10 protein-coding genes are annotated in these 13153 nt (G+C 38.3%); 9 read left to right on the plus strand and 1 reads right to left on the minus strand.

What is annotated here, in order from left to right:
* Positions 1-50: 50 nt before the first annotated feature.
* From C7Y47_RS10750 to C7Y47_RS10785, 8 genes are all read left to right on the plus strand, one after another.
* A complete protein-coding gene (locus tag C7Y47_RS10750; RefSeq protein WP_142508790.1) occupies positions 51-995 on the plus strand; it encodes a DHH family phosphoesterase in 945 nt (314 codons plus the stop codon).
* Between the two features lie 44 nt (positions 996-1039).
* A complete protein-coding gene (gene dnaE / locus C7Y47_RS10755; protein WP_142508791.1) occupies positions 1040-4123 on the plus strand; it encodes a DNA polymerase III subunit alpha in 3084 nt (1027 codons plus the stop codon).
* A gap of 292 nt (positions 4124-4415) precedes the next feature.
* Complete coding sequence (locus C7Y47_RS10760) at positions 4416-5057, plus strand: FadR/GntR family transcriptional regulator (protein ID WP_142508792.1); 642 nt, start codon at positions 4416-4418, stop codon at positions 5055-5057.
* A 21-nt stretch (positions 5058-5078) separates the two neighbouring features.
* Complete coding sequence (gene accD, locus C7Y47_RS10765) at positions 5079-5927, plus strand: acetyl-CoA carboxylase, carboxyltransferase subunit beta (protein ID WP_142508793.1); 849 nt, start codon at positions 5079-5081, stop codon at positions 5925-5927.
* A complete protein-coding gene (locus C7Y47_RS10770; RefSeq protein WP_142508794.1) occupies positions 5920-6876 on the plus strand; it encodes an acetyl-CoA carboxylase carboxyltransferase subunit alpha in 957 nt (318 codons plus the stop codon). The genes accD and C7Y47_RS10770 overlap by 8 nt, the downstream gene beginning before the upstream one ends.
* A 278-nt stretch (positions 6877-7154) precedes the next feature.
* Positions 7155-8114, plus strand: a complete 960-nt coding sequence (gene pfkA / locus C7Y47_RS10775) for a 6-phosphofructokinase (RefSeq protein WP_142508795.1) — start codon at positions 7155-7157, stop codon at positions 8112-8114.
* A gap of 28 nt (positions 8115-8142) precedes the next feature.
* Positions 8143-9903, plus strand: a complete 1761-nt coding sequence (gene pyk / locus C7Y47_RS10780) for a pyruvate kinase (protein ID WP_142508796.1) — start codon at positions 8143-8145, stop codon at positions 9901-9903.
* A 490-nt stretch (positions 9904-10393) separates the two neighbouring features.
* Positions 10394-10783, plus strand: a complete 390-nt coding sequence (locus tag C7Y47_RS10785; RefSeq protein WP_142508797.1) for an FxsA family protein — start codon at positions 10394-10396, stop codon at positions 10781-10783.
* On the opposite strand, the gene C7Y47_RS10790 is transcribed toward C7Y47_RS10785, so the two are convergent.
* Entirely contained in the window at positions 10767-11732 is a 966-nt protein-coding gene (locus C7Y47_RS10790; RefSeq protein WP_142508798.1) for an AI-2E family transporter, read from the minus strand. The genes C7Y47_RS10785 and C7Y47_RS10790 overlap by 17 nt on opposite strands.
* Before the next feature lie 252 nt (positions 11733-11984).
* Here C7Y47_RS10790 and citZ point away from each other — a divergent pair, with 252 nt between their 5' ends.
* Complete coding sequence (gene citZ / locus C7Y47_RS10795; protein WP_142508799.1) at positions 11985-13100, plus strand: citrate synthase; 1116 nt, start codon at positions 11985-11987, stop codon at positions 13098-13100.
* The last annotated feature ends 53 nt before the right edge of the window (positions 13101-13153 follow it).

The following is a 13153-nucleotide window of genomic DNA, read 5'->3' on the forward strand; positions in this document are numbered from 1 at the left end:
ATTAGAGAAAAATGCTAACGGTTATTACTATCATTTTGGGGGAAATTAATTTGAAAAGACAAATCATCGACACAATTGCTTCATATGAAACAATCATTATTCATCGCCATGTGCGTCCAGATCCAGACGCATATGGATCTCAGCAAGGGTTAAAAGAGCTTATTTTAGCAAATTATCCGGAAAAGAAGGTTTTTGCTGTAGGTGAGCATGATGAATCTTTATCATTTTTAGCATATCCAGATTACATTTCGGATGATATATACGACGCTGCTTTAGTTATAGTGACAGATACGGCTAATACTGAACGTGTTGACGATCAACGCTATACAAAAGGAAAAATGATCATAAAAATAGATCACCATCCAAATGATGATCCGTATGGTGATTTACTTTGGGTGGATACGAATGCGAGCTCTTGTAGTGAAATGATTTATGAGCTTTTTGAGGAAGGGAAACAACAAGCAAACTGGATTTTACCTGATGCCTCCGCTAGATTATTATTTGCCGGTATTGTAGGTGATACAGGACGTTTCCAATTCCCTAGCACGACCGTAAAAACGTTTAAAATTGCAGGAGAGCTTATTACATATAATTTTGATCGAAATCAAATTTTCGATGGAATGTATGAAATGGATCAAAAGCTATTAAATTTACAGGGCTATATTTATCAAAATTTCAAAATGGATGAGTATGGAGCAGCGCATATCAAGCTGACAAAAGAATTGCTGGCAGAATTCAATGTTGTACCGTCAGAGGCGTCACTGTTAGTTGGCTGTCTTGGAAGTGTGAAAAGTATTTGTGCATGGGTGGTCTTCATTGAAGAGACCGATCAAATTCGAGTGCGTTTACGTTCAAAAGGCCCTATCATTAACACTTTGGCGAAGGAATTTAACGGTGGAGGGCATCCTCTTGCATCTGGGGCTACAGCTTACTCATGGGAAGAAGCAGAGCGTGTAATAGCACGATTACAGGAAATTTGTAAGGCGTATCAATAAACCGGTTGCTTTATTGATGTAAACTTAGAAAGGAAGGGATTCATTTGACACATGTATACACGAAAATGCATACGAGTGCGGATTTATTGAAAAGTACGATTCGGCTTGAACAATTGATCCCTTTTTTACAAGAGCAAAATACTCAGGCCTGTGCAATCGTCAATTCAAAATTGTACGGGCTTTTGCCTTTTTGTAAAGCATTGCAGCAAGCGAATATTCATGCTGTAATAGGGCTCACGATAAATGTACAGTGGCAAGAAAGAAAGATTCCACTTGTGCTCTATGCTCAGACGCAAGAAGGCTACCAGCATCTTTTAAAGATTAGTAGTGCAGTTTCAATTCGAGAGGATGATGCACTTCCTTGGAAATGGCTTGAAGGATATGCAGCGGGCTGTGTGGCATTACTTTCTTCGGATAACTTAATAGAAATTGAGGATTGGACTGAAGTAGCAAGTGCTCTAAATAAGGTATTTGGTAACCGTTTATTTATGGGTATAGCAAGACCTGCAGGGAAGATAGCAGAAAAAGAAGAAGCGTATGTAGCATGGTGTGAAACTTTGAACATAACACTAGTTGCCTCTCAGAGCTGCTATTTTTTACGTCCAGAAGATCATTTTGCCTTTGAGGTTGCAAGAGCGATAGATTCAGGTGACAAGATTACCGGTACAATGTTATCAGCTTATTTACAAGATTATTTCGCTCCAACGAAAGAGGAATGGCAAAGTTGGTTTGCTGATCATCCAGAATGGCTTGAGTCTAGTGCAATGATGCTCGCTAGCTGTACGGCGGAAATTCCTGAAATGCACGTACAAATGCCTAAATTTCCTGTCCCAACAGGAGAAACAGCCGAAAGCCTACTTGTCAAAGAGGTTTTTGCAGGATTGGCAGAACGTTTAAAGCAAACTGAAATTCCTCAAATTTATCGGGAGCGACTTCAATATGAGCTTGAAATTATTTGTGCAATGGGCTTTGCAGATTATTTTTTAATTGTTGCAGATTTCATGCATTTTGCTAAAGAAAATCGTATTTTAACAGGTCCTGGTCGTGGTTCATCGGCGAGTTCACTCGTGGCTTATAGCTTATCTATTACGCAAGTAGATCCGTTAGTTTACGGCTTATTATTTGAACGATTTTTAAACCCTGAACGTGTTACACTGCCCGATATAGATATCGATTTTGTCGACAGTAAAAGACAAAAAGTTATTCATTATGTCACTCAGAAATATGGGAAGGCAAATGTAGCGCAAATTATTACGTTTGGTACTTTATCCGCTAAGGCAGTTGCTAGAGATGTTGCCCGTGTTTTTGGTTTTGACGCTGAAACATTGGAGAAAATTTCAAAAATGATTCCGAATAAACCTGGGATAACATTGCAAAAAGCACTGGCCGAATCACAAGGTTTACAAGGCTGGCTAGCTGAGGATGAAAAACATCGGCGCTGGTTTGAAGTGGCGTTAAAACTAGAAGGGTTGCCAAGAAATTCTTCTACTCATGCGGCAGGGATTGTGCTGTCGCCTTCACCATTAGTCAATACGATACCGATTGAAGAAGGACATGATGGCGTTTATTGTACGCAATGGCCGATGGGAGATGTAGAAGCTAGTGGGCTTGTCAAAATGGATTTTCTAGGATTGCGCAACCTGACAATTTTAGAGCAGATACGTTGGTCGATTTATAAAGCTGGCGGTCCTTGGATCGAGTTTGAGCTTATTCCCATGCAAGATGAAAAGACATTTCAACTTCTTCAAATGGGCGATACATTAGGAATTTTTCAATTAGAATCGGAAGGTATGAAGCAAGCTTTACGTGATATTCATCCAAATCATTTTTTAGATATAGTGGCAGTCAACGCGTTATATCGCCCTGGTCCAATGGATTTTATTCCTGTATATGCAAAGCGAAAAGCAGGAAGGGAATCGGTTACTATGCTACATCCAGCTTTAGAACCCATATTACGCGATACGTTTGGTGTCATAATTTATCAAGAACAAATTATGCAAATTGCTTCGGTGATGGCTGGTTTTACGATGGGACAAGCGGACTTACTGCGTCGGGCGGTAAGTAAGAAAAATCGTCAAGTATTAGAGGAGCAACGTGCCGCATTTGTAAAGGGAGCAATGAAGCAAGGCTTTGACGTTCATGTGGCAGAAGAAGTGTATGCATTAATTGTGCGCTTTGCAGACTATGGTTTCCCTAAAAGCCATGCTGTCGCATACAGCGTAATTTCTTACCAAATGGCTTATTTAAAAGCACATTTCCCACAAAGCTTTTATACAGCACTTTTATCAAATGCAACAGGAAATGTGGAGAAAATTCTACAGGTTGTGAGTGAGGCGAAAGAGAAGGGGATTCCATTTTATCCACCGTCATTAAAACAGAGCACAAAATTTTTTACTGTTGAAAAGGATGGAATTCGCTATAGTTTATCAGGAATAAAGGGAGTGCCTCATACATTTATAGAGAAGGTGAATGCCTTACGCCAAACGAATGCAGAAGCATTTGATAATTTATTTGACTTGGCAGTTGCTTTAAGTGCACAGCATTTTAAACCAAAAGTAATGGAATCTTTAATTTTTGCTGGAGCTCTTGATTATATAGGTAAAGATCGTGCTGTACTAATAGCTACTTTGGAGGCAACCTTAAAGCATGCTGAACTGCTGAGACCAACTGAAGATATTGATATAGAATCTGCCACTGCCTTTAGTTTTGGTAAGCCGAAGTATATGGAAGCGGAAGCGATGCCACAAAAGGAAAAATTACTTCATGAAAAGGAAAGTCTTGGTTTTTATATTTCTGCACATCCGGTCTCAGAGGAAAGAGCTTTTTGGAATGAAGTAAATAGTACGTGCCGAGAGTTGAAGCATGCTCGTGAGGGAACGTATGTAAAAATGATTGGCATAATAGAAGAAGTAAAAAAAATACGCACAAAAAAAGGTGAGCAAATGGCTTTTGTTCAGCTTCAGGATGAGTTTGGAACGGTATCTGTAACATTATTCCCGCAAGTTTTCCATCTTGTTCAAGAGCTGTTACTAGTAGACGAAATGCTTTACATTGAGGGAACTCTTGAAAGGCGCTTTGGTAAACCTCAAGTGAAAGTAAAACATGCGCAAACGACGAAAAGAATATGAAATTAAAGAAAAATTTAGAAACTGCATAATCTTTTATGCAGTTTTTTCTTTACTTTTTAATAATTATTTTGTAAGCTAGAGTCAATGTTGAAAAGTGGTCAGACCACTTTTTTCTTCGTTCAGTAGGAGATTCCATCTTTTGAAGGTGGTGGATTTCGTTTCCTTAACAATAGGTATCCAAACACTTGCTGAATGAAGATAAAGCCTTTGGATGTATTGTTTATCTGTGCGAAAGCGAAGCGACAGCTACAAATAATCTAAGGTAAAATTGATAGAACGGGGAGTTGATCGTATGGATAAAAAAACCGAACAAAAGAAAGTTTTTTTAGATATCGTCCAACAATTACGACAACTTATTAAATTAGAAAAAATACAGGCTGGTGAAAAGCTACCTTCCGAACGAGTCCTTTCAGAACGTCTAGGTGTCGGGCGATCCTCCGTGAGAGAGGCATTGCGAAGCTTAGAGTTGTTGGGTCTTATTGAAACGAAACATGGGGGAGGTACTTTCCTAGCTTCCACACATAAACATCAGCTAGTGGAAATACTGTCGATGTTTATATTAGAAGATGAAAAATCCAAAAAGGATGTCGAATTAACGCGAGAAATTCATGAAAAGGAAGCCGTTCGCGTAATAAGTTGTACAGAGACTCTACGAACACTACCTGTGTGGGACAGTTTTTTTGTAAAGCTAGAGATAGAAAGCGCGATTAATTGTCGGGACGTTTTACGGGAAATAATAATAACGTCAGGAAATCGTCTTTCACTAAAAGTATGGTTTCAGTTAGCAGTTTATGATGGTGACCGATTAAATCGAAACTCAACAGAAGAAGAAAAAATAATCATTCAAACAATGTTGAAATCGATGCAGCTAGGATATGAAAAAGAAGCATTAAAAGCTTACGAGCAATGGATGAAGACTGTACGAAGTAATTAGACAACAAAGGGGGAGTCAAACATGGCAATTCGCAGCTTATTTACTAAAAAGAAAGAGGATGGACAAGAAAAGGGATTTCCAGAAGGACTTATGACAAAATGTCCAGAATGCCGTCACATTCAATTAACGAAGGAATTAGAAAAAAATGATAAAGTATGTTCGAAATGTGACCATCATTTCAAAATGACAGCACAGGAGCGCGTTGCATGTTTTTTAGATGAAGGATCATTTGTTTCAATGGACGATCATTTACAAACAAGTAATCCGCTTAATTTCCCTGCTTATGTTGAAAAAATTTCAGCGGATCAACAAAAAACGGGATTAAATGAAGCTGTACTGACAGGAAGAGGCGCCCTTGATGGAGAAGAAATTGTAGTTGCAATTATGGATTCTCATTTCCGTATGGGTTCAATGGGCTCAGTTGTTGGAGAAAAAATTACACGTGCCATTGAAAAAGCTACTGAATTACGTGTACCGTTTATTATCTTTACTGCAAGTGGCGGAGCGCGCATGCAAGAAGGCGTACTATCATTAATGCAAATGGCAAAAACGAGTGTTGCATTAAAACGTCATAGTGATGAGGGTCTGTTGTTTATTTCAATACTCACGCATCCTACAACAGGTGGCGTTTCTGCGAGTTTTGCCTCTGTTGGAGATATTAATATTGCGGAGCCACAAGCATTAATTGGCTTTGCTGGTCGTCGTGTAATTGAAGAAACAGTAAGAGAAAAACTACCAAGTGATTTCCAAACGGCAGAATTTTTACTAGCGCATGGTCAGCTTGATGCCATTTTCCATCGAAAAGATTTACGAAACCAAGTAGCGGTGCTTGTAAAAATGCATACGAAAGGCGGCGTGCAACATGTCTAAAAATTTAGCTTTTGAAGAACCAGTAGTACAATTACGTGAAAAAATTGATGAATTAAAAACGATTGCTACCGAAGCAGATGTAGATATGACAGGCGAAATCGAAAAGCTTGAAACACGTCTAATACAGCTTGAACAATCTATTTATGCCAATATGAAGCCATGGGATCGCGTACAGGTTGCTAGACATCCAGAACGACCAACAACTTTACAATATATAGAGGCTATTTGTGAAAACTTTATTGAGTTACATGGTGATCGTACATTTGGTGATGATGCAGCTATTCTTGGAGGAATTGCTTTTTTTGAGGGACAGCCGATAACAATTATTGGACACCAACGCGGAAAATCTACAAAGGAAAACATCCGTCGAAATTTCGGTATGCCACACCCTGAAGGATATCGTAAGGCATTACGCTTAATGAAACAGGCTGAGAAGTTTAAGCGTCCAATTATTTGTTTTATTGATACGAAAGGTGCCTATCCGGGTAAAGCAGCTGAAGAACGCGGTCAAAGTGAAGCGATTGCTAGAAATCTCGTCGAAATGGCGGGCTTAACAGTGCCGGTTATTTCTATCGTTATTGGGGAAGGCGGAAGCGGCGGTGCACTTGCATTAGGTGTAGCAAATCGTGTCTTTATGTTAGAGAACTCAACTTATTCGGTTATCTCGCCAGAAGGGGCTGCGTCGATTTTATGGCGTGATGGTAGCCTAGCGAAGCAAGCAGCAGAAGCAATGCGTATAACAGCACCTGACTTAAAAGAGCTTGGTGTTATTGATGGAATTATCCCTGAAATTACAGGCGGAGCACATCGCAATGTAGCGAAACAAGCACTTAATATAAAAGAATGTATAAGTGATACACTTAAAGCATTGAATTCTTTAAATGGCCAACAATTAATTGAAGACCGTTATGAGAAATTTAAAAAGATTGGACAATATACAGAAGCTTAAATTACAATTTTAAGTTTTTGGATATGTAAATTTGCTCGAAAATAGTTAGAAATTATGATTCGTATTAATAAAAAAATTAGAGTGAATAGCATGAAAAAATAAGGGAAATATATTGAATGAATGTTAAATTTCGGATATTTTTGAATAGAAAGAGTGTGTGAAAGCGCATTCTTTTTATTTTTTATGTAAAAGTTATGTTTTTCTAGCCTCAGAACCCTTACATAGTTTGTTTTTTCATGTTAATGTGAATAATAATAGTATCTGCAGGAGGTTCGACAATGAAAAAAATTGCCGTATTAACAAGTGGTGGAGATGCGCCAGGAATGAATGCAGCCATTCGTGCAGTCGTTCGTAAAGCAGCATATCATGGAATTGATGTTGTCGGAATTAAGCATGGCTATGATGGCTTAATAAATGGTAATATGGAAAATCTCGATTTAGGTTCAGTAGGTGGCATCATTCAACGTGGTGGTACACATTTAAATTCAGCAAGATGCCCTGAATTTAAAGAAGACGCTGTTCAGCAGCGGGGCATTGATAATATGCGTGAAGCTGGCATTGAAGGACTAGTCGTTATTGGTGGTGATGGTTCTTACCGTGGAGCTATGGATTTAGTGAAAAAAGGCTTTCCTGTTGTAGGCGTACCAGGAACAATTGATAACGACGTACCTGGAACCGAGTATACTATAGGATTCGATACTGCACTAAATACAGTCGTGGAATCGATTGATAAAATCCGCGATACAGCAACTTCCCATGAAAATTCCTTTATAGTTGAGGTAATGGGGCGAGATGCAGGGGACATTGCTTTATGGGCAGGTCTTGCAGCTGGTGCTGAAACAGTTTTAATTCCAGAAGAAGATTATAATTTGGATGACATTGTGGCACGCTTAGACCGTGGTGCAGCTCGCGGGAAAAAGCATAGCATTATTATCGTCGCTGAAGGTGTCATGTCTGGTAGCGAATTGGCGAAGCTTTTATATGAAAAAACAGGAAAAGAAACGCGTGTTTCTGTTCTTGGACATATCCAACGTGGCGGTTCACCTACTGCGCGTGATCGTGTTTTAGCGAGTCAATTTGGTGCTCATGCAGTTGAATTGCTGATGGAAGGAAAATCTGGCAGGGCGGTAGGTATCCGCAATCATCAAGTTATTGACTACGATATGCCTGAGGCTTTCGAAAAAAATCATGAGGCAGAAGTAAGTTTATATACTTTAATGAAAGAACTATCAATATAATTTGTCATAAAAACGGAGTGGGCAGAAAATGAGAAAAACAAAAATCGTATGTACAATTGGTCCAGCAAGTGAGTCACCAGAAGTTTTAGAGAAACTAATTGAAGCAGGTATGAATGTAGCCCGCTTAAACTTTTCGCATGGTTCTCATGAGGAGCACGAAGTACGTATTAATTTAATTCGCGAAGTAGCACAAAAACTTGGGAAACCAGTTGGAATTTTACTCGACACAAAAGGTCCAGAAATTCGTACGCATAATATGAAAAACGGAGAATTGCATTTAGCAGCAGGGCAAGTAATTGATATTTCAATGACTGAAGTTGAAGGAACTGAGTCAAGCTTCTCTGTAACGTATGATCGTTTAATCGAGGACGTTGAGCAAAACTCTATTATTTTATTAGATGATGGACTTATTCAATTACGTGTATTAGCAAAAGATATGGAAAAAGGACTTATTCATACGATTGTTGAAAATGCAGGTATCTTAAAAAATAAAAAGGGTGTTAACGTGCCGGGCGTTTCTGTACAGCTTCCTGGAATTACAGAAAAAGATGCACAGGACATTCTATTCGGTATTAAACAAGGTGTTGATTTTATTGCAGCCTCGTTCGTTCGTCGAGCAAAGGATGTACTCGAAATTCGAGAATTACTTGAACAAAATGGTGGTAACCACATTCAAATTATCCCGAAAATCGAAAACCAAGAGGGTGTCGATAATATCGATGAAATCATCTTAGTTTCAGATGGATTAATGGTAGCGCGTGGTGACCTAGGTGTAGAAATTCCGGCAGAAGAAGTACCACTTGTACAAAAGAAATTAATTTTAAAATGTAATCAAGTAGGTAAACCAGTTATTACAGCTACACAAATGTTAGATTCGATGCAGCGTAATCCACGTCCAACTCGAGCAGAGGCTAGTGACGTAGCAAACGCAATTATCGATGGTACAGATGCAATTATGCTGTCTGGTGAAACGGCAGCAGGGCTTTATCCAGTAGAGTCCGTACAAACAATGAATAAAATCGCACAGCGTACAGAAAATTCATTAGACTATAAGGCAATCGTCTCTACTCGTAGTCGTGAAAAAGAGGCGAACATGACTGAGGCGATTTCTCAGGCAGTAGCATACACTTCGATTAACTTAGGTGTGAAGGCAGTATTAGCACCAACAGAAAGTGGTAACACAGCTAGAATGATTGCAAAATATCGTCCTGGTGTACCGATTGTCGCTGTAACAGGTTCTTCTAATACAGCTCACGCATTAACATTAGTTTGGGGTGTGAACCCAGTTGTATGTCAACGAGTTACGACAACTGATGAAATTTTAGAACTAGCTGTTGATGAAAGCTTGAAGCATGGTTTCGTAACGCACGGTGATGCAGTTGTCATTACGGCAGGTGTACCAGTTGGTGAAGCAGGTACTACTAACTTAATGAAGGTACACATCATCGGAGATTTATTAGCTCGTGGTCAAGGAATTGGTAAAACTTCGGTAGTAGGTAAAACAGTTGTTGCAAAAAATGCTGCAGAGGCACTAGCATATGATACAGACGGATGCATTTTAGTAACGGTTGGCTCAGATCGTGATATGATGCCAGCACTTGAAAATTGTATTGGTTTGATTACAGAGGAGGGCGGGCTAACAAGTCATGCAGCGGTTGTAGGACTAAGCCTTGGTATCCCTGTTATCGTCGGAGTAAAAGAAGCGACTACATTGATTCGCCATGGTCAAGAAATTACAATGGATGCTGAAACAGGCGTTATTTACAAAGGGCATGCAAGTGTTCTTTAACTTCTTTAGCAAATGTTATTATCTATAACAAAAAGCTCTAGTACAAATAATTGTACTAGAGCTTTTCTTATAAAGATGAAGTAAATAGCATTTTGCGGTTTATCACTGAAATCAAGAGATGACAATTTGTTAAAAAGTATGTCGTGTGTATAAGTTGATTGGAGTGGAGGCTGGGTGACTCCTTAGGGATTAGCGATATAGAGGAACGAAGGCTAAAAGCATCACGTCCTGTGATAACGCCTTCGTGACCAACATCCTGTTGGCCCGAGACCCTGGAGTGAGCAACGCGAGTGAAGCGGCTCATCGGACGCCCCCAGGAAAGCACCCAGCCGGAACGGAAATCAACCACGTGTTATGGTGATGAGAATTTACTATAAAAAGAATAACGTCGTTTTCTCTTTAATAGGGCCCATAATTTTTTTAAATGAAACTTAATGGGCTATAATAACGTATAAAAGGTATAGCATTTTCAACTAGAAAGGAGAAAAATATGAGAAAAGTACTTCTTGGTTTCATTGTCTATGCATTAGCCGAGTTGGCGTTATTAATAGTAATTGGTCAAAATATTGGTGTTCTAAATACATTATTGCTTATAGTCGCAACGAGTATTATAGGTATTTATATAGTGAAAAATAAAGGTATGAATTCTGTACAAAAGGTAAAAAATACGATAGCACGCGGAGAAGCTCCGGGGCCAGCATTAGTTAATACAGTATTAAATTTCAGTGGTGGTGTACTTCTAGCATTACCAGGATTTATAACAGATCTTGTTGGTTTATTGTTACTCATGCCTTTTTCTCGTAAAATGTTCCAGCCAATCTTTTATTATTGGATGCGGAAAAAAATGAAAAAAGGTCAATTTATTATCGTTCAAAAATAGCATTATCCTTTAGTTTAACCGCCAAAAATAAAAATATAGGGCTCAGTAAAATGCCGTAAAAACCAAATAATAAAATAGAGGCAGCACTGATGAAAAAAGTATGGAATGTACGTAATTGTAATGTGTTTGACCAAAGCATGGATTCAGCTAGCTGCCTTGTTAATTGAACGAAGAGATACAAAAGTAAAATAGCTCCACATAAAAAGGTATTGCCTTTTAAGTAAAAATAAACGCTCATGGGTACAAGGAATACGCCAATCCCAAAGAACGGAAGTACATCTGCAAATGCAACTATAAAAGCTTTAATGATGGCTTGTTCAAATTGGAGAATCATAAATCCAGCACAAAGAATGAGCAGTGTAATCGTGAATAGCTGAAACTCCACGTACAAAAAGTAATGAAATAGCTGCATTATTTTAGAAAAATGCTTCTGCCATTCATTGCGGAATTTTTTTGGCACATATTGAAAAAACCAATATCGGGATTTGCGCGTTTCCAATAGGGCGAAATAGTAAGCAACAAGGAATATAAATACTTCAATTACATGCTTCATGAATAGCTGGAAAATATTAGCTATGTATAAAAAGATTGAATCGAAAATAGAAAGCGATTTTTCCTTTAAAACTTGGATGAACATTGATTCATATTCAGTAAAAAGCGGGAAATTTTGTAATGTATTTCTGATTTCAGGGAAGACAAGAATAATACTGTTTATCGATATGATAACGAGAAGAAAAACGCAAGCTAGTATAAGTGCTTCCACAATAATTGCTGCAAGCCAATAGGTAATTCTACAATAAGAATGAAGAAATTTTATAATAGGATAAGTGGAAAAAGACAAAAAAATCGCAAGGGATACAGGTAATACGAACCACAATATTACCAAATAGAATATAAAAAACAAAATACTTGTAGTCTTTTCGTATGAAAAATATTTAATATTCCTCATTTTTACAAATTCACCCCGTTTCAAATGATAATTTAAAATTGAAATGCACAAAAGAATCTCTTTTAAAACTTATTTATAATCGCTCGTGCACCTTTTTCTTTATTCGGAGGTTTTTCATTCACAAAGCTGTCAAAAATGATTATAATAGCAATGTAAGCGATTAACTTAATGGTTCATATGAGCAAAAAACGTAAATGCGAGCTAATAACTGCATTTACCACTAAAAAATATATTATGAGGGAGCGATAATTTATGTCAGCAACTAAAGGTTTAGAAGGTATCGTAGCAGCGGAATCTAAAATCAGTTCAATTATCGATGACACACTTACATATGTTGGTTACAACATTGATGATTTAGCAGAGAATGCGTCATTCGAAGAGGTAATTTATTTATTATGGCATACTCGTTTACCAAAAGCGGACGAGCTAGCTGAATTAAAACAACAATTGGCAGACAACATGTCTATTCCACAAGCAATTGTAGAGCAATTCAAAACATACCCACTTTCAACTGTACATCCAATGGCTGCACTACGTACTGCAGTATCTTTACTTGGTGTATTCGATGAAGAAGCGGATGTTATGGATACAGAAGCTAACTACCGTAAAGCAATCCGTTTACAAGCTAAAATTGCTACAGTAGTTACTGCATTTGCGCGTGTTCGTAAAGGTTTAGAGCCAATTGCGCCAAAACCAGAATTAGGATATGCGGCAAACTTCTTATACATGCTTAAAGGTGAAGAGCCAGCAGCAATCGAAGTGGAAGCATTCGACAAAGCATTAGTATTACATGCTGATCACGAATTAAATGCATCTACATTCACAGCACGTGTATGTGTAGCTACATTGTCAGATGTTTATTCTGGTGTAACTGCAGCTATCGGTGCATTAAAAGGACCACTTCATGGTGGTGCAAATGAGCAAGTTATGAAAATGTTAACTGAAATCGGCTCACTAGAAAACGTTGAATCTTATATTCAAAATAAATTAGATAACAAAGAAAAAATCATGGGCTTCGGTCACCGTGTATACCGCAAAGGCGACCCACGTGCACCACACTTACGTGTAATGTCACAAAAATTAACTGAGCTAACTGGTAAACCAGAGCTTTATGAAATGTCAGTTAAAATCCATGACATGATCGTAGAACAAAAGAAATTACCTGCAAACGTAGACTTCTTCTCTGCGTCAGTGTATGATTCTTTAGGTATTGATCATGACCTATTCACACCAATTTTCGCAGTGTCACGTACTTCTGGTTGGGTAGCTCATATTTTAGAGCAATATGCTAACAACCGTCTAATCCGTCCACGTGCAGAGTATGTTGGACCAGGCATGCAAAAATATGTTCCAGTCAGCGAGCGCTAATTCGGAAAATATGCTAGAATATTTGGGACTGTGTTACTGAAAACACAGTCCTA

The sequence above is a fragment of the Lysinibacillus sphaericus genome (assembly GCF_006864135.1).
Taxonomy (GTDB): Bacteria; Bacillota; Bacilli; order Bacillales_A; family Planococcaceae; genus Lysinibacillus.